We start from the raw sequence: 16,725 nt of genomic DNA, 5'->3' as shown, positions 1-16,725 counted from the left end.
CCCTCGCCCCGCTGGGCGATGGAAGGGCGCCTCATTTGGCCGCGTGTGCAGCTCTCGCGTGCAAACTTGACTGTCTGTTGGGATTCCGTCCTTGAAGCGCTTTGCGCTTCAAGGACTCCGGATTCTGTCTTCGGATGTTTGTCTTCCTCCCTCCACCCCGACACGCGTAACATACAAGCCGAAGCCGAGTTCGAGCTCGACCCCGTTTTCGGCGAGCACCGCAGGTTGCCCCATAGCGCAGCGCAGGGGACCCGGACCATCGGGTCGCCTTTCTTTTGGGTACTTTTCTTTGGCGACGCAAAGAAAAGGACCTCGCCCGCCCGGGGCGAGACCCGGCTTGTTGGTGGGCCAAGCTGCACGAGCTATCCAACATGGATCCCGGATCAATCCGGCGTGACGAATACGGCGACTAATTCGCTACAAATTTAATAGCTACCCACGCCCACCAGTCAAGGGCCAGAGCCCGAAAAGGTCTGAAGACTCACTCGCCCAGATAGGCCGCCCGGACCCGCGGATCGTTCAGCAGCTGCTTCGCATCCCCGTTCATCGTGACGATGCCGGACTCCATGACATATCCCCGGTCGGCGATGCCCAGCGCGCGGCTGGCGTTTTGCTCGACCAGCAGCACCGTGACGCCGCGCGCAGAGACGTCTTTCACCACCTCGAAGATCTTGTCGACCATGATCGGGCTCAAACCCATGGACGGCTCGTCGAGCAGCAACACGCGGGGGCGGCTCATCAGCGCGCGGCCCATGGCCAGCATCTGCTGCTCGCCGCCACTCATGGTGCCGGCCAGTTGGTCCTTGCGTTCGCGCAGGCGCGGAAAAATCGTGAACATCTTCTCGATGTCCTCGGCGATGCCGCTTTTGTCGTCGCGGATGTAGGCGCCCATCTGCAGATTTTCGGTGATGGTCATGCGGGTGAACACGCCGCGGCCTTCCGGCACCATGGCCAGGCCGTCCCTGACCAGGTCCCAGGCGCCTTTGCCCTTGATGCTTTTGCCCAGGTACTCGATATCCCCGTCGACAAGCGGCAAGGTCCCCGTGATGGCTTTCATGGTGGTGGTCTTGCCGGCGCCGTTGGAACCAATCAGGGTGACGAGTTCGCCCTCGTGGACTTCAAAGTCAACGCCCTTGACCGCCTGGATGCCGCCGTAGGCGACCTTGAGCCCCGTGACCTTGAGAAGTGTGTTTGCCATGCTGTTGTTTCCCTTCAATGACCCGAGCCGAGGTAGGCGGTGATCACTTTTTCGTTTTTCTGCACCTCGGCCGGTGCGCCTTCGGCAATCTGCTTGCCGTAGTCGAGCACCGTGACGCGGTCGCACAAGCCCATCACGAGCTTGACGTCATGCTCGATCAGCAAGATGGTGCGGTTGTCCTTGCGGATCTGGTCGATCAGCTCGCGCAGCTGCACCTTCTCGGTCGCGTTCATGCCCGCCGCGGGTTCGTCGAGCGCAATCAGTTGAGGGTCGGTAGCCAGTGCCCGGGCAATCTCCAGGCGGCGCTGGTCGCCGTAACACAGCGTGCGGGCCTTGTATGCGGCGAACTTGCCGATGCCCACATAGTCCAGCAGCTCATGCGCACGTTTGGCAATTGCCGCTTCTTCGGCTTTGAAGCCGGAGGTGCGGAACACAGCCCCAATGAGGCCTGACTTCGTCCGCATATGGCGTCCGACCATGACGTTTTCAAGCGCCGTCATGTCGGCGAACAAGCGGATGTTCTGAAAGGTTCGGGCAATGCCAGCCTTGGCGACCTCATGCACCGCAGACGGCTTGTAGGGCTTGCCGGCCAGCTCGAAGGTGCCGCTGTCGGGCGTGTACAAACCGGTCAGCACATTGAAGAAGGTGGTCTTACCGGCGCCGTTGGGACCGATCAGGCCGTAGACCTGGCCGCGTTCGATATGGATGCCGACGTCGCTGAGGGCCTGCAGGCCGCCAAAACGTTTGGAGACACCGGCGACTTTGAGAATGGTTTCGCTCATGGCCATTCCTTAGGGGTTAATGGACTGGATGGGGTCGTTGCCGACCGGCGTGTTCAGCGTCTTGCCGTGCTCGCGCGCAGGCCACAGGCCCCGCGGCCGCGACAGCATGATGGCGATCATGGCCAGCGCGATCAGCAACTGACGCAGAATGGAGGAGTCCAGGCGCCCCCCGGTCATGGCCTGCAGCGGACCGGCCACATGACGCAAAACCTCAGGCAGGGCCGCGAGCAGCAGGGCCCCCAGGATCACGCCGGGCAGGTGGCCGATTCCGCCCAGCACGACCATGGCCACAATCATGACCGACTCCATCAGGCTGAAGGATTCGGGCGATACAAAACCCTGGAAGGCTGCAAACATGGAGCCGGACACGCCGCCGAAGGTCGCACCCATGCCGAAGGCCAGGAGTTTCATGTTGCGGGTGTTGATGCCCATGGCCTTGGCTGCGATTTCGTCCTCGCGGATGGCCATCCATGCGCGACCGATGCGCGAATTTTCAAGCCGGTGACAAATCACGACAGACACAACAACCAGTGCCAGGAACAGGTAGTAATACATGGTCACCGAGGCGATCTCGAAGCCGAGGAGTTCGTGTGACTTGCCCAGATCGAACCCGAAAAACTTCATCGAGTCGATCTGGTTGATGCCTTTGGGCCCGTTGGTCAGGTTGATCGGACGGTCCAGGTTGTTCAGGAACACGCGGATGATTTCGCCAAAGCCCAGCGTGACAATTGCCAGGTAATCGCCGCGCAGCTTGAGCACAGGAATGCCCAGCAAAACGCCAAAACAGGCGGCCAGCACTGCCGCCATCGGTATGACCGCCCAGATCGGCAGATGCAGCCCGTTCGGGAATTCGGCCGCAATCCAGGGAAATGCGCTGGCCAGATGCGGCGATCCCAGCAGTGCAAAAAGGTAGGCGCCGACTGCAAAAAAAGCGACGTAGCCCAGGTCCAGCAGGCCGGCGTAACCGACCACGATGTTCAGGCCCAGCGCCAGCAGCACATACAGCAGCGCCATGTCGACAATGCGAACCCAGGCGTTGCCGCCCTGTTGCAGCAACAGGGGCAGGATCAGCAGGGCGGCCGCGGCCACCAGAAAAGTCAGGAGTCTGTGTTGTTTCATCATGATGCGTCTCCTAAGCCCTGTCCGCCACCCGCTCACCGAGCAGGCCGGAGGGCCGCAAGGTGAGCACAAAAATCAGCACAATAAAGGCGAAGATGTCCGAGTACTGGCTACCGAGAACGCCACCGGTCCAGGTGCCGAGGTAGCCGCCGCCTATAGCTTCGATCAGCCCCAGCAAAATGCCACCCAGCACGGCACCGCCAAGATTGCCGATACCGCCGAACACCGCCGCAGTGAAGGCCTTCAGCCCGGGCAGGAAGCCCATGGTGTGCTGCACCGTGCCGTAGTTGGAGGCGTACATCACACCGGCCAGCGCCGCCAGCACGGCGCCAATGATGAAGGTCGCCGAGATCACGGTATCGGGCTTGACGCCCATCAGTGCCGCCACCCGAGGGTTCTCGGCCGTGGCGCGCATCGCGCGCCCCAGCTTGGTGTAGTTGACCAGGTACATCAGGATGGCCAGCGATACTGCGGTGGCGCCCAGGATGAAAATTTGCGTCACCGTGATCACCGCCCCGCCCAGGTGCAGCGGCTCGGAGGGCAGCAGCGTCGGGTAGGGCTTGTAATTGGGCTTCCAGATGATCATGGCCAGCGTCTGCAGCAGGATGGACACGCCAATGGCGGTGATCAGGGGTGCCAGCCGCGGCGAATTCCGCAGTGGCCGATAGGCAATTTTTTCAATCGAAAAGTTGAGGGCGCCGCTGACAACAAAGGCAATCAGCAGGGAACACAGCAGTATGAGCCAACCGGGCGTTCCTGGCATGGCATCCTGCATCCAGACAATGATGGTCCAGCTGGTGATCGCACCCACCATGAGAACCTCGCCATGCGCAAAGTTGATCAGGCCGATGATGCCGTACACCATGGTGTAGCCGAGGGCGACGAGGGCGTACATGCTGCCCAGCACCAGCCCGTTGATGATCTGCTGAAGAAAAACTTCCATAACTCACTCTCCCGTTTGAATTCAGTTGCCAGCTCTGCCTCACACCATGCGAGGCCGCGACGTATGGGATCACCATGAAATCGCGCGAGTTAACAAAAAGCCCGCCTATCAAAACCAGCGGACCGGCCGGGCTTGGGTGGCGAGCGAATCCGCAAATTGTAGCCACGCCTCTCACGCGAGAAAGGGGCCAGCATGCTGCTTTTCGCGGGGTTAACCCTCGAGTAACTGCATTTATGAGGCTGAATCAGGCGATATCAGGAGGTTTTGCTTTCCATTAGTTTTTCTGCTTGTTCCGGGCTTTCAGCTCGTTCAACTTATCTGAAATCCTGATTTCCAGGCCTCGATTGACGGGTCGGTAAAACCCGGGCGCAGGCATGCCTTCGGGCAGATAACTTTCACCGGCGGCAAAGCCGCCCTCTTCATCATGGGCGTACCGGTAATTCTTGCCGTAGTCCAGCTCTTTCATCAGCTTCGTGGGTGCATTGCGCAGATGCAGCGGCACCGGCCGTGTGCCGTCCTTTTTCACAAAAGCGCGGGCTTCGTTGAATGCCTTGTAGACAGCGTTGGACTTGGGTGCAACCGCAAGGTAGATCACACACTCGGCCAGCGCCAGCTCGCCCTCAGGCGAACCGAGGCGCTCGTAGACTTCAGCGGCATCGAGCGCCAGCCGCAGCGCGCGCGGATCGGCCAGACCGATGTCTTCGCTGGCCATGCGGATCAGGCGGCGCGCCATGTATCTGGGCTCGGCGCCGCCGTCGAGCATGCGCACCAGCCAGTAGAGCGCCGCGTCCGGGTCGGAGCCGCGCACTGACTTGTGCAGCGCCGAGATGGTGTCGTAAAACTGCTCGCCGCCTTTGTCGTAGCGGCGCATCTGCTGACCCAGCACCTTGAGCAGCCAGGTACCGGTGACATGCACACCGCCGTCCTTGTTCTCGCGTCGGGCGGCGACATCGAGCGACTCCAGGGTATTGAGCAGGCGCCGCGCATCGCCGTCCGCATAGGCCACCAGCTGGTCTACCGCTTCGCTTGCTATCGATTCAATAGCTGTCAGCGCACGTTCTGCGAGGACTTTGGTGATGATTTGCTTGAGATCGTCGTCGCCCAGCGGCTGCAGGACATAAACCACGGCGCGCGACAGCAAGGCGGAGTTGACCTCGAACGAGGGATTTTCGGTGGTGGCGCCTATGAAGGTGAACAGTCCGCTTTCCACATGTGGCAAAAACGCGTCCTGCTGCGACTTGTTAAAGCGGTGCACCTCGTCAACAAACATGATGGTGCGCCTGCCCTGCCCCTGCCAGATGCTGGCCTGCTCTACCGCCTCGCGGATGTCCTTGACGCCGCCCAGCACAGCCGAGATGGTGATGAAATGCGCATCAAAGCTGCTGGCCATCAGGCGGGCGATGGTGGTCTTGCCGACACCCGGCGGGCCCCAGAGAATGCAGCTATGGGGCTGGCCCGACTCGAAGGCGATACGCAGCGGCATGTCTTCACCCAGCAAATGCTGCTGGCCGATCACCTCGCCCAGCGACTGGGGCCGGAACCGTTCAGCCAGCGGCGCTGCCGATTTGGCATCCGCGCCGGGGCCGAATGAAGTCTCCGCGCGCGTGGCCATGCCGTACGGGTTACTGTCGAATCACGTCCGCGCCGGCTGGTGGCTTGAACTGGAAAGCGGCTGCATTCAGCGCCGGGTTGACCTCGAAATTGCTGAAGCTCATCACCGACCGCTGGCCGAAACTGTCGAGGATTTCCAGCCGGGCCAGTTCGCTGCCCTTGGCACTTTCCCGGAAGCCCACGCTGATGCTCTGCACCTGGCCATCCTTTGTCTTGGGTGTGGCCAGAATCCACTCGAGGCCGTCCTTGCCCGGCTGGGGGACCAATGTGAAGTCCGCCTGCAAAGCCTTGATGTCGGCAGCGGCGGCAATCACGGCGGCGGGCGTGCCGCCCAGCACCTGGCTGAGCTTGCGCGCCGTGACCTGGTTCAGGTCGACGTCATGCAACCAGAGGGTCTGGCCGTCGGAAACAATGCTTTGCTCGAACGGCTTCTTGTAGACAAACTTGAAGCGATTGGGCCGCAAAAACTCGAAGCTGCCGCTGGAGGTTTTGGTTTTTGCGGTCTGGCCGTCGCGTGCCGGACTGGTAACGACTTGAGTGAACTCGGCCCGCCCGCTTCTGGTGTTTTTGACAAAAGCTTCAAGGCTCTCCAGACCGCTCCCGGAGGCGCCCTGGGCGCTCGCAGCAACCGAGCCAAGGGCCAGCGCGCCGGCCAGGACGATCCCCGCACTACGGGACAGAACGGAAGCAAGAGAGAATGGCAAAGCGTGGTTCATGGTGTTCCAGATGATGTTTGAGCGCAGGCCGATACCCATATCTTTGAGATAAGGTCATCCCAGATTGGTTGCCAGAACAATGTATAGCCGCAGTAAAGGCAGCCCTGTCATCCTTCGGCGCGCGCAGGCACCAGAATTTCACGCTGGCCGCTGCCCGACATGGCACTGATCATTCCCGATTTTTCCATCTCTTCGAGCATGCGGGCGGCGCGGTTGTAGCCAATTTTCAGGTGGCGCTGGACCAGCGAGATCGAGGCCTTGCGGTTTTTGAGCACAATCTCGACGGCCTGGTCGTACATCGGGTCCTTGTCGCCCTCGGCATTGCCACCTGCATCACCGAGCAGGTCACCATCACCATCAACGGTGCCACCCTCGAGTACGCCATCGATGTAATTGGGTTCGCCCTGCTGCTTCAGGTAAGCCACCACACGGTGCACCTCATCGTCGCTCACAAAAGCGCCATGCACACGTATCGGGAAGCCGGTGCCGCTGGGCATGTAGAGCATGTCGCCCATGCCCAGCAGCGCTTCGGCGCCCATCTGGTCAAGAATGGTGCGGCTGTCGATCTTGCTGCTGACCTGGAAACTCAGGCGCGTCGGGATGTTGGCCTTGATCAGGCCGGTGATCACGTCCACGCTGGGGCGCTGGGTGGCCAACACCAGATGGATGCCAGCGGCGCGTGCCTTTTGCGCCAGCCGCGCAATCAGCTCCTCGATCTTCTTGCCGACCACCATCATCAAGTCGGCCAGCTCATCGATCACGACCACAATGTAGGGCAGGCGCTCGAGCGGCTCGGGTTGCTCAGGTGTCAGGCTGAATGGGTTGTAGATAAATTCACCGCGCGTCTTGGCTTCGTCGATCTTGACGTTGTAGCCCGCCAGGTTACGCACACCCATCTTGCTCATGAGCTTGTAACGTTTTTCCATCTCGGCGACACACCAGTTCAGTCCATGTGCGGCCTGGCGCATGTCCGTGACCACGGGGGCTAGCAGATGCGGGATACCTTCATACACGCTCATTTCGAGCATCTTGGGATCGATCAGCAACAGGCGCACATCACGCGCGTCAGCCTTGTAGAGCAGGCTCAAAATCATCGCGTTGATGCCGACCGATTTGCCCGAACCGGTGGTGCCGGCCACCAGGCAGTGCGGCATCTTCGCCAAGTCGGCCACTATTGGCGCACCGCTGATGTCCTTACCCAAGCCTATCGTCAGCATGGACTTGGCTTCGTTGTAGACCTGCGAGCCAAGGATCTCGCTGAGCTTGATGGACTGACGCTTGGCGTTGGGCAGTTCCAGAGCCATGTAGTTTTTACCGGGAATGGTCTCGATCACGCGGATGGACACCAGACTCAGCGCGCGCGCTAGGTCCTTGGCCAGATTCACGATCTGCGCGCCCTTGACACCGGTGGCAGGCTCGATCTCGTAACGGGTGATCACCGGCCCAGGCGCGGCAGCCACCACCCGAACCTCGACGCCGAAATCCTTAAGCTTTTTCTCGATCAGGCGGGAGGTCATCTCCAGCGTCTCAGGGGCCACGGTCTCCTGCCGTGTCAACGCGCCGTCGAGCAGGTCCACCTGCGGCAGCTTGGAGTCGGGCATCTCGCTGAACAGCGGTTTTTGCCGCTCCTTGGCAACACGCTCGCTTTTCGGAATCTCGGCCAGCGTGGGCTCGATCAGCACAGGGATCGGGTGATGCTCCTCAATCTCGATGCGCTCTTCGTGCAGGGTCTCCTCCCGCTCGCGCGCCGCGACCCGGCCCACTGCCAGATCTTCAGCGATCTCGCGCTTTTCCCGGCGCGACTCGATCAGCTCATCAACCCACGCGCCTATGCGTTGAGCGGTGCGGGCCCACGAAAAACCAAACACCACAGACACCGCGATCACGCTCAAGGCGATCCAGACCAGACCCGAACCGGTAAAACCCAGCCACTTTACGCTGGCGGGACCGGCCAGGTAACCCAGCACGCCACCGGCATGTCCGCCAGGCAACATCGATTCAAAACGATAAAGGCGTGACCATTCCAGCGCTGTGCTGGCCAGCAGCAGCAGCGCCAGACATGCCCAGAATCTGGCCCGATCAGCAGCGGAGACAGTGGCCGCCTGCCCGCGCAAGCCACGCGCCAGTGACCCAAGCCACGCGCGAAATCCCGCAGCAAGCGCCCACCACACCGAAAATCCAAAAAGAAAATAGCTGGCATCGGCCAGCTGCGCGCCAAGGCGCCCGCCCCAGTTGCGTGTCGAGGCGTCGACGAGTTCGCGGCTGCCGGTTGTCGACCAGGCCGCGTCCTGCGGCGAGTAGCTGATCAGTGCCCCCAGCCAGAAAACCAGCGCCAGCAGGCCGAGGATCAGACTGACTTCGTGGGCAAAGCGTTTCACGCCGCCCACAGCAGGCGCGGCGGCAGAGGTTCGGGTGTTCAATGTGTCGAGGGAATAAGTCATAAACCGGTGCTGAGCTTAACCCAGTTGAGCAGGCACGAATGACTGCCCACGCGGCAAATACCGACGGATCAACCCAAGGTATTGAGCCGGTCCTTGACCCACATCGAACCATCAATACGTGTCTCGATGTAACCGCGCTCTTCGAGGTCTTTCATGACGCGGCTGACCATCTCGCGCGATGCGCCCACCATCTTGGCCAGATCCTGGCGCGACACCTTGTCGCGGATCACTGTGTTGCCATCGTGGTCGGGCACGGCGGACTCCAGCAAAGCCCTCGCCACGCGGCCATAAACATCCATGAGGGCCAGTGATTCGATCTTGCGGTCAGCGTGCCGCAGGCGTTGGACCAGGCCTTTCATGACCGCGTAGGCCATGGAGCTGTTTTCCGGCAGGCAGCGTGCAAATTCGGGCCTGCCGACGACCAGCACGTCGGTTTGGACTTCGGTACGAACAGAAGCGGAATGCGGCTCGCTGTCAATCAGGCTCATTTCACCGACGTAGTCGCCCGGGTGCAGCGTGGCCAGGATCACTTCCCTACCCCGGGCATCCGTGGTGACGACACGGGCACGGCCTGTGAGCAAAATGGCCAGGGCGTTGGACTGTTTACCCTGCTCGACAATCGCTTCCCCGCGCTTGTAACGGCGTTTGATGACTGCTGCAGCAATTGCTTCGGCCTGAGAGGCTGTCAACATCGAGAACAGGGGAACGCGCCGGATTAGTTCCAGGTTGGAGACCATCGTGGACATATCAAACTTCTCCTGATTGCGCCGCCGAAGGGGCTTCGCTCGAGTTCTTACAATGTGTAAGTGTTGTACCCGCCAAATATCCAGCCATCAGGGTTTCAAATACGCGGGCCGGCCTCAGTTGATTGCAACTCTAACTGAGTTCCCATGCTTTCCGAATCAGATTTTCACTAATGAAACACTCCAAAGTCCTCATTCTCGGCTCAGGCCCTGCCGGCTACACCGCCGCCGTGTATGCAGCCCGTGCCAACCTCAATCCAGTCCTGATCACCGGCATTGCACAGGGCGGGCAGCTGATGACCACCACCGACGTGGATAACTGGCCGGCCGACGCAGAGGGGGTGCAGGGCCCGGATCTGATGCAGCGCTTCCTCGCCCACGCGGAACGCTTCAAGACTGAGATTGTTTTTGACCATATCAACAAGGTCGATTTCAGCCAGCGTCCTTTCACGCTGACCGGCGACAGCGGCACCTACACCTGCGACACGCTGATCATTGCCACCGGCGCCTCAGCGAAGTACCTAGGCCTGGCCTCAGAAACAGCCTTCATGGGAAGAGGCGTGTCCGGCTGCGCCACCTGCGACGGTTTTTTCTATCGCGACCAGAAAGTCTGCGTGGTGGGTGGCGGCAACACAGCCGTCGAAGAGGCGCTTTACCTCTCCAACATCGCCAGCAAGGTGATGCTGGTGCACAGGCGCGACAAGTTCAAGGCCGAGGCCATACTGATCGACAAGCTCCACGAGAAGGTCGCAGCCGGCAAGATCGAGCTGAAGTTGCACCAAACCCTGGACGAGGTCCTGGGTGATGCATCCGGCGTCAATGGCGTGCGCCTCAAAAGCACCCAGACCGGCGCCACCGAGGACATCGCCTTGCAGGGCTGTTTTATCGCGATCGGCCACCAGCCCAACACCGACATCTTTGCCGGGCAGCTGGACATGAAAGATGGCTACATCATCACCCAAGCCGGGCTGCAGGGATTTGCCACCATGACCAGCGTGCCGGGTGTGTTTGCTGCTGGCGATGTGCAGGACCATGTCTACCGCCAAGCCATCACCAGCGCCGGTACCGGCTGCATGGCGGCGCTCGATGCGCAGCGCTTTCTCGAGCAAAGTTAGGCCCCCACGGTTGCTCACTGCGTGTAGCGCCCTGCCCCCCGAGGGGGCCGCTGCGCCTGCGGCCCGGCGAAACCGGTTCCGCGGCCCCGGCTTGAATTTTTGCTCGTGTGGCCCTCGCGAAGACCTGTGACCCCGCACTTGGTCGGAAGCCGGGGCTTGAGGACGGTGACTTTTCAGGCTATAATCTATGGCTTAGCTGCGCACCCCCTGGGGAGCCGGCATCCGATTTCTATTTTTTTACGGAGAGTGCTCATGGCACGCGTCTGTCAGGTAACGGGCAAAGGCCCGATGGTGGGAAACAATGTTTCTCACGCCAACAACAAAACCAAGCGCCGGTTTTTGCCCAATCTGCAATACCGCCGATTCTGGGTCGAGACTGAAAACCGCTGGGTTCGCCTGCGCGTGACCAGCGCGGGTTTGCGTCTTGTCGACAAGCTCGGTATCGATGCGGTCCTGGTGGACCTTCGTGCCCGCGGTGAAATCTAAGGAGCATCACCATGGCTAAAGGCGCACGCGAAAAAATCAAGCTGGAATCAACCGCCGGCACCGGTCACTTCTACACGACCACCAAAAACAAGAAGACCACACCTGACAAGATGCTGATCATGAAATTTGATCCCAAGGCACGCAAGCACGTGGAATACAAGGAAATCAAGCTGAAGTAATTCGGACTGGTTTCAGCGCTGCCTGGCAGCATTTTGAAAAGCCCGCTGGTTTCCCGGCGGGTTTTTTTATGCCCGCATCATTCTGGTGCCTGTCTTGCCCCAGGAGTTGTCTTGCCCCAGGGGTTCGCTCATCTGTCCGCGGTCCAAATAGGGCATGAAGACCCGGCAACCAGACATACCTCCCGCCGACAACAGTCAGCGGACGTGAAAAAGGCTGCAGCAGCGGGGAAACTGGTGCAGCCTGATACGCCCCCGCCAAAAGCGGGTGGCAATCTTTAAGCGCGCGCAGCGCGCAGGTTCACGGAGAAGTCACGCAGGGCGGCAATCCCGCTTTCTTCCGCGCGGCGGCACCATGCCTGCAAGTCGACTGCAAGTTGTTCGCGCGATGCAGAAGTGGACATCCACATCTGGCGCAGCTCTTCGCGCATGGTGACCATTTTGTCGAGCACCGGGTGTTCAGCAAGCGCCTGTGCGATCTGCGGCTTGGCAGCTGCAGGCACCTTGTCGTCGTCGCGGTGCAACCAGCGATTGGCCGCTTTGAGCACTGAGATGTCTGCCTTGCGCGCCTTCAACGCCTCGAGTTCGGCCTGCCCGGCCCGGCGCAGCTCACGTGCATACCCGGCCATCACTTCATAACGGTGGGCGATCAGCGCTTCCAGTGTTTTCTCGTCAGCCACCGGCTGAATGGAGCCGAGTGTCAGTTTTGGTGGCACCTTCTTGACCGTTGCCAGGCCGACTTTTTCCATGGCCCGAATGTAGACCCAGCCAATGTCGAACTCATAGGGCTTGACAGAAAACTTGGCCGCCGTCGGGTAGGTGTGGTGGTTGTTGTGCAACTCCTCGCCGCCAATCATGATGCCCCAAGGGGAAATATTGGTGCTGGCGTCAGGCGCCTCGAAGTTGCGGTAACCCCAGTAGTGGCCAATGCCATTGATGATGCCGGCGGCCGTCACAGGAATCCAGGCCATTTGCACCGCCCAGACGGCCAAGCCAGCTGCGCCGAACAGTGCCAAGTTGATGATCATCATCAAGCCCACCCCCTGCCAGCTGTAGCGGGTGTACAGATTGCGCTCCACCCAGTCGTTCGGCGTGCCGTGGCCGTACTTGACCATGGTTTCCTTGTTTTTGCTTTCAGCGCGATAAAGTTCGGCACCTTGCCAGAAGACCTTCTTGATGCCGTGAGCCTGGGGGCTGTGCGGATCCTCGATGGTTTCGCACTTGGCGTGGTGCTTGCGGTGGATGGACACCCACTCCTTTGTGACCTGGCCGGTGCCCAGCCAGAGCCAAAACCGGAAAAAATGCGACGGGATGGCGTGCAGGTCCATCGCGCGATGGGCTTGATGGCGGTGCAGGTAGATCGTCACACTCGCAATGGTGATGTGTGTCGTCACCAAGGTATACAACACGATTTGCCACCAGCTGGCAGCAATCAGGCCATGGGCCAGCCAGTCAAGGGCGGCGTCAAACAAAATCATGGGGGTCCTTTAAACAATATGCAACAGCGCCCTGCAACTTTGTCAAAACTGTGCTGGACTACGCGCCTATTGTAGGCGGCACACACTAAATTGCCAAACCACCGGAGCCAGGAAAGCTGCGTATGCGGTAAAAGTCCGGTAAATCCTGCAAAAAACGTCAAAAAAAAATATTTAGCTGCTTCAGGTCGCTAACCGCATCAAACTTTCTCCCAGACGGCGGCGAAAAAGCCGTCAGTCTGATGCAGGTAAGGCCACAGTCTCAGGTAGGACCCGCTGCAAAGCTTTGCAGCGCCCTCCACCCCTAGATGCGTCAACAAATCGCTTGTTTCAAGAGGCGCGAACTCTTTATTCGCCCCCGTGAATGCCTCGGCAATGGATTCGTTTTCATCGCGCAGCACGCTGCAAGTGGCGTAGACCAGCCGTCCTCCCGGCTTGAGCAGGCGCGCGGCGCTTTGCAGGATGGCAGCCTGCTTGGCCGTCAGCTCCTCGATCGCCTTGGGCGTCTGGCGCCACTTGAGGTCCGGATTGCGCCGCAGCGTCCCCAGCCCCGAACAAGGCGCATCAATCAACACCCGGTCGATCTTGCCGGCCAGACGTTTGATCCGGTCGTCGCGCTCATGCGCAATCGCCACCGGGTGCACATTGGACAGCCCGCTGCGCGCAAGCCGCGGCTTCAGCGCGTCCAGACGATGGCCGGAGGTGTCGAAGGCGTACAGGCGGCCGGTGTTGCGCATGCTGGCACCCAGCGCCAGGGTCTTGCCGCCTGCGCCGGCGCAGAAATCCACCACCATTTCGCCGCGCTTGGCATCGACAAGCAAGGCCAGCAGCTGGGAACCTTCGTCCTGCACCTCAATGGCGCCACGGGTAAAAGCATCCAGCTTGTTCAACGCTGGCTTGGTCGTCATGCGCAGGCCCCACGGCGAATAGGGCGTTGCTATCGTTTTGATAGCTGCCTTCGCAAGCTCTTTCTGCACCTCGGCCCGTTTATCCTTCAAAGTGTTGACGCGAAGGTCCAGGCCCGCTGGGGCGTTGAGGCTTTCAACCAGCGGCCAGAAGTCGTCCCCCAACTGCTCTTTGAGCGGCTCGACCAGCCAGGCGGGCAGGTTGTGGCGGTGCAGTTCCATCAAATCGGCGGGTTTGACCTGGTCGCAGCGGGCCAGCCAGTCTTTTTCGGGCTCGGTCAGCGCGCCCAGCAAAAAATCGCGCTCAGCAGCAAAGCCCAGAATGGCCAAACGCCGCTCTGGCGGGCCGCTGCCGTGCTGGGCCAGGTAGGTGTAGAGATTTTTTTTGCGCAACACGCCATAAATCGTCTCTGCCACTGTGGCGCGTTCGCGCGGCCCAAGGCGTTGCTCGCGGAAATGGCGTGACACCACCATGTCGGCGGGGTGATCAAATTTGAGGACCTGCTTGAGAAGCGTGGAACAACTGTCGAGTAGAGCGTTAGGGTGCATAGCCCCCTATTGTCCCACCCGGCAACAAATTCTCAAGCCAGGGTGCGAATGTAGACGGGTTCGAAAGCGTTTTTCTCGATTTCAGCACGCGTGGGCGACTCGCCGGCCCACAACACCAACGTGGGGCCGGGCAAGTCGAGTGAGCGCTCCAGCTCGCGGCAAAGGTAATACCGGTCTTCGTCATCCATGCCCGGCAACTCCACAAAGACGATGTAGCAGCGCCTGTGGGCAAACTCGCGCAGGCTTTTGCGCACCACCCAGGCCCTGGCAACTGGCTTGCAGCGGGCAAGATCCGCCTGCAACTCGCCCTTTTCAAATTCGCTCAAGTCGTGACGTGTGACGGCCTGGAAGAACGGCGTGTTAGCCAGCTCTTCCCAGGCTCGCCCTTCCGCTTCGCCCGCCTGCTTGAGTCTTTCGCGCCAGAGCTTGAGCGCCTTGTCGTCCAGGCTGCCGTCAGGGCCAGGCTTTTCCTGTTCGGCCACGGCCATGCGACAAGCCCACCAGCGATGCGGTGCGCTGTTGTCAAACAAGTGGGCCAGGCATTCCATCCTCAGTGTGCGCTCACCTGCCTGCAGGCACAGCACCAGTCCGCGCAGTGCACCGGCATGGCCGGGCGTGATCTCAAGCGCACGCTGGTAAAGGGCGCGCACATCGGCCCGTGCGTCCAGGCGGCGCAGCAGGTCGGCCCACTCGGTCATTTCGTCGGCGTTGTTGCGCGCGGCGCTTGCCGCCAGCGCTTGCGCGCGCGCGCGCACCCGGGCAAGGTAAGCGTGATGTTGCTTCCAGTCAGTGGCATTGGCTTTGCACCATTCGTTGTCAAAATGGGCAATCCATTTGGTAGCGCCACGGCCCAGCAAATCCAGCGCTGGCCGCTCTGACCAAGCCGGCAGACCCTTGCTGCCCTCCAGCGCCTCCAGCCGGTCGCGCAGCACCGGGTGGGTGTCTTCCACGTCGCTGATCTGGCGCATGGTCTGGCGCAGCGTCTCGCGGGCAAAGTCCTCCGGCAGCGGCAACACCAGCAGTTTGCGCATGGCGGTGTAGGGCCCCACAGGCAACCCGCTGGCGGCAGCTGAACTCCAGTGACCCGGCCAGAACTCCTTGTGCACCCACTCTCCCTTGATGGCAATTTCGGTCAGCGCAGCGGCAGCAACGTCCCTGCCCAACAGTTTGCCGGCAATGCGGTCGGCCTCGTACTCATCCTGACGGGCCAGGGCAAAGGTTTTGGCAGAAAAGCGTGGGAAATACCAGCGCAAGAAGGCCTGGGTGGCTGCAGCCACGGGACCTTCGTCATTGCGCAGCCCGTGGTTGAGCTTGGCCCAACTCAGACGGGTGCGATAAATCCACGCCGCAAAGCGCCCGTGGTCGCCGCGTAAATGACCGTACTCATGCGCCAGCACCGCCAGAAAACGCGGCCTGTCCACCGCCAGCAGCAAAGGCAGGCCTATGGTGAGGTAATTAACCGCACCGCCAAAAAGCCCAAACCGGGGATGCTGGCTGATGCTGGCATTGAACTCCGCGTCCAGCAACACCTTGTGAATGGGCGGACCCTTGATCTTTTTGCGGATACGTTCGAGCGCTTCAAAAAGCGCGGGGGCATCTGCGGGCAGCACCTGCACACCTTCGGGTGCATCAAGCCGGCACCACAGTGCCTGCAAAGTAGTCCAGAGCAGACCACCTGCGCCCAGCAGAAGCCAGATATGGGTGCCCTTGAATTTGCCCTGCAGCATCGCGCCAACGGTCCAGCCCAGAACACCTGCCGCAAGCAGCAGACAACCGATGACCCAGGCGTAACCCAAGGCTGCGAACAAAGCGACGCTTCGGCGGTAAGCCTTGCTGTCTTCGGCGCTGGCATGTTCGCTGAGCCGCACCAAGTGGATGAAATCTGCACGCTCCATGACACCCCCCTCTTCTTGTGTGGACAATCTTAACCATGAACGAGAACCTCCCTCCCCTGATCGAAACCCATCCTGGTTTGTACCGCCACTACAAGGGCTGGATGTACGAAGTCATTGGCACGGTACGCCACAGCGAAAGTCTGGAGTCGTTGACGCTGTACAGGGCGCTTTATGGCGAGAAGGGGTTGTGGGTCCGGCCAGCGGCGATGTTCAACGAGGAAGTGGTGATCGACGGTGTGCGGCAGCCTCGTTTTGCCCGGCAAGCCAGTCAGGCAACGGCCGGTGAAAGCGCTCCCTAGAGTGCCAAGACCGCCCGACCCCCGGCTTTCAGAGACAAATCCGGACATTGCCCTATTGTTATGGCAATAGTTTGCTATCTATTTAGGGGCTTAGGAAGCAAAGTTCACATTCAAGTGAGCTAAGTTCCTATGGTGATTCAGAAAAACTGAATCGCCCCGGGAATTGAGGAGGCTCCAACCTTTGAGAAGATGGAGCCATGAAGAAATCAAACAAGTTTTCCCCCGAAGTACGCGAACGCGCGGTCCGTATGGTGCAGGAGCACCGAGGCGAG

Annotated in this window: 15 protein-coding genes; 4 read left to right on the top strand and 11 right to left on the bottom strand. The window is 60.5% G+C overall.

The features are described from left to right. Positions 1-481: 481 nt before the first annotated feature. The 8 genes from H0W47_RS06985 to H0W47_RS06950 form a co-directional block, all read right to left on the bottom strand. Entirely contained in the window at positions 482-1,198 is a 717-nt protein-coding gene (locus H0W47_RS06985) for an ABC transporter ATP-binding protein (protein ID WP_296922267.1), read from the bottom strand. A 14-nt stretch (positions 1,199-1,212) separates the two neighbouring features. Beyond that, positions 1,213-1,980, bottom strand: coding sequence for an ABC transporter ATP-binding protein (locus tag H0W47_RS06980; RefSeq protein WP_296922264.1), 768 nt, complete (start codon positions 1,978-1,980; stop codon positions 1,213-1,215). A 9-nt stretch (positions 1,981-1,989) separates the two neighbouring features. Next, the gene (locus tag H0W47_RS06975) at positions 1,990-3,099 is read right to left on the bottom strand and encodes an ABC transporter ATP-binding protein (RefSeq protein ID WP_296922366.1); all 1,110 of its coding nucleotides are present in this window, start codon (positions 3,097-3,099) and stop codon (positions 1,990-1,992) included. 13 nt (positions 3,100-3,112) lie between these two features. Further along, entirely contained in the window at positions 3,113-4,042 is a 930-nt protein-coding gene (locus tag H0W47_RS06970; RefSeq protein WP_296922261.1) for a branched-chain amino acid ABC transporter permease, read from the bottom strand. A 274-nt stretch (positions 4,043-4,316) separates the two neighbouring features. Then, on the bottom strand, positions 4,317-5,654 hold the full coding sequence (locus H0W47_RS06965; RefSeq protein WP_296922258.1) for a replication-associated recombination protein A: 1,338 nt from the start codon (positions 5,652-5,654) through the stop codon (positions 4,317-4,319). A 10-nt stretch (positions 5,655-5,664) separates the two neighbouring features. Further along, positions 5,665-6,369 carry an outer membrane lipoprotein chaperone LolA gene (gene lolA / locus H0W47_RS06960; protein ID WP_296922254.1) on the bottom strand — a complete coding sequence of 235 codons (705 nt, stop codon included), beginning with the start codon at positions 6,367-6,369 and terminating at the stop codon, positions 5,665-5,667. 107 nt (positions 6,370-6,476) lie between these two features. Then, entirely contained in the window at positions 6,477-8,810 is a 2,334-nt protein-coding gene (locus H0W47_RS06955; RefSeq protein WP_296922250.1) for a DNA translocase FtsK, read from the bottom strand. 68 nt (positions 8,811-8,878) lie between these two features. Further along, positions 8,879-9,556, bottom strand: a complete 678-nt coding sequence (locus H0W47_RS06950) for a Crp/Fnr family transcriptional regulator (protein WP_296922247.1) — start codon at positions 9,554-9,556, stop codon at positions 8,879-8,881. 170 nt (positions 9,557-9,726) lie between these two features. On the opposite strand from H0W47_RS06950, the gene trxB reads away from it, so the two are divergent. The 3 genes from trxB to rpmG all read left to right on the top strand — a co-directional run bounded on the left by trxB (position 9,727) and on the right by rpmG (position 11,333). Next, positions 9,727-10,668 carry a thioredoxin-disulfide reductase gene (trxB, locus tag H0W47_RS06945; RefSeq protein WP_296922243.1) on the top strand — a complete coding sequence of 314 codons (942 nt, stop codon included), beginning with the start codon at positions 9,727-9,729 and terminating at the stop codon, positions 10,666-10,668. Positions 10,669-10,920: 252 nt separating this feature from the next. Further along, positions 10,921-11,154 (top strand): 50S ribosomal protein L28, encoded by a 234-nt coding sequence (gene rpmB / locus H0W47_RS06940; protein ID WP_077593832.1) that lies wholly within the window; start codon positions 10,921-10,923, stop codon positions 11,152-11,154. Between the two features lie 11 nt (positions 11,155-11,165). Next, on the top strand, positions 11,166-11,333 hold the full coding sequence (gene rpmG, locus H0W47_RS06935) for a 50S ribosomal protein L33 (protein WP_007863188.1): 168 nt from the start codon (positions 11,166-11,168) through the stop codon (positions 11,331-11,333). 275 nt (positions 11,334-11,608) lie between these two features. On the opposite strand, the gene H0W47_RS06930 is transcribed toward rpmG, so the two are convergent. The 3 genes from H0W47_RS06930 to H0W47_RS06920 all read right to left on the bottom strand — a co-directional run bounded on the left by H0W47_RS06930 (position 11,609) and on the right by H0W47_RS06920 (position 16,154). Further along, positions 11,609-12,808, bottom strand: a complete 1,200-nt coding sequence (locus H0W47_RS06930; RefSeq protein ID WP_296922239.1) for a fatty acid desaturase — start codon at positions 12,806-12,808, stop codon at positions 11,609-11,611. Between the two features lie 197 nt (positions 12,809-13,005). Further along, on the bottom strand, positions 13,006-14,259 hold the full coding sequence (locus H0W47_RS06925) for an RsmB/NOP family class I SAM-dependent RNA methyltransferase (RefSeq protein WP_296922236.1): 1,254 nt from the start codon (positions 14,257-14,259) through the stop codon (positions 13,006-13,008). Positions 14,260-14,291: 32 nt separating this feature from the next. Then, the gene (locus tag H0W47_RS06920; RefSeq protein ID WP_296922233.1) at positions 14,292-16,154 is read right to left on the bottom strand and encodes a M48 family metallopeptidase; all 1,863 of its coding nucleotides are present in this window, start codon (positions 16,152-16,154) and stop codon (positions 14,292-14,294) included. A 35-nt stretch (positions 16,155-16,189) separates the two neighbouring features. On the opposite strand from H0W47_RS06920, the gene H0W47_RS06915 reads away from it, so the two are divergent. After that, the gene (locus H0W47_RS06915) at positions 16,190-16,453 is read left to right on the top strand and encodes a DUF1653 domain-containing protein (protein WP_296922230.1); all 264 of its coding nucleotides are present in this window, start codon (positions 16,190-16,192) and stop codon (positions 16,451-16,453) included. The last annotated feature ends 272 nt before the right edge of the window (positions 16,454-16,725 follow it).

The organism is Polaromonas sp. (genome assembly GCF_013817205.1).
Lineage (GTDB): Bacteria > Pseudomonadota > Gammaproteobacteria > Burkholderiales > Burkholderiaceae_C > Polaromonas.
The sequence above is the reverse complement of the archived record's forward strand: the minus strand, read 5'-3'. Positions and strand labels throughout refer to the sequence as shown.

What these genes read in the sequence shown, in the direction of transcription:
- H0W47_RS06985 (WP_296922267.1), bottom strand. Translation starts at nt 1,198, where the DNA reads ATGGCAAACACACTTCTCAAGGTCACGGGGCTCAAGGTCGCCTACGGC.
- H0W47_RS06980 (WP_296922264.1), bottom strand. Translation starts at nt 1,980, where the DNA reads ATGAGCGAAACCATTCTCAAAGTCGCCGGTGTCTCCAAACGTTTTGGC.
- H0W47_RS06975 (WP_296922366.1), bottom strand. Translation starts at nt 3,099, where the DNA reads ATGAAACAACACAGACTCCTGACTTTTCTGGTGGCCGCGGCCGCCCTG.
- H0W47_RS06970 (WP_296922261.1), bottom strand. Translation starts at nt 4,042, where the DNA reads ATGGAAGTTTTTCTTCAGCAGATCATCAACGGGCTGGTGCTGGGCAGC.
- H0W47_RS06965 (WP_296922258.1), bottom strand. Translation starts at nt 5,654, where the DNA reads ATGGCCACGCGCGCGGAGACTTCATTCGGCCCCGGCGCGGATGCCAAA.
- lolA (WP_296922254.1), bottom strand. Translation starts at nt 6,369, where the DNA reads ATGAACCACGCTTTGCCATTCTCTCTTGCTTCCGTTCTGTCCCGTAGT.
- H0W47_RS06955 (WP_296922250.1), bottom strand. Translation starts at nt 8,810, where the DNA reads ATGACTTATTCCCTCGACACATTGAACACCCGAACCTCTGCCGCCGCG.
- H0W47_RS06950 (WP_296922247.1), bottom strand. Translation starts at nt 9,556, where the DNA reads ATGTCCACGATGGTCTCCAACCTGGAACTAATCCGGCGCGTTCCCCTG.
- trxB (WP_296922243.1), top strand. Translation starts at nt 9,727, where the DNA reads ATGAAACACTCCAAAGTCCTCATTCTCGGCTCAGGCCCTGCCGGCTAC.
- rpmB (WP_077593832.1), top strand. Translation starts at nt 10,921, where the DNA reads ATGGCACGCGTCTGTCAGGTAACGGGCAAAGGCCCGATGGTGGGAAAC.
- rpmG (WP_007863188.1), top strand. Translation starts at nt 11,166, where the DNA reads ATGGCTAAAGGCGCACGCGAAAAAATCAAGCTGGAATCAACCGCCGGC.
- H0W47_RS06930 (WP_296922239.1), bottom strand. Translation starts at nt 12,808, where the DNA reads ATGATTTTGTTTGACGCCGCCCTTGACTGGCTGGCCCATGGCCTGATT.
- H0W47_RS06925 (WP_296922236.1), bottom strand. Translation starts at nt 14,259, where the DNA reads ATGCACCCTAACGCTCTACTCGACAGTTGTTCCACGCTTCTCAAGCAG.
- H0W47_RS06920 (WP_296922233.1), bottom strand. Translation starts at nt 16,154, where the DNA reads ATGGAGCGTGCAGATTTCATCCACTTGGTGCGGCTCAGCGAACATGCC.
- H0W47_RS06915 (WP_296922230.1), top strand. Translation starts at nt 16,190, where the DNA reads ATGAACGAGAACCTCCCTCCCCTGATCGAAACCCATCCTGGTTTGTAC.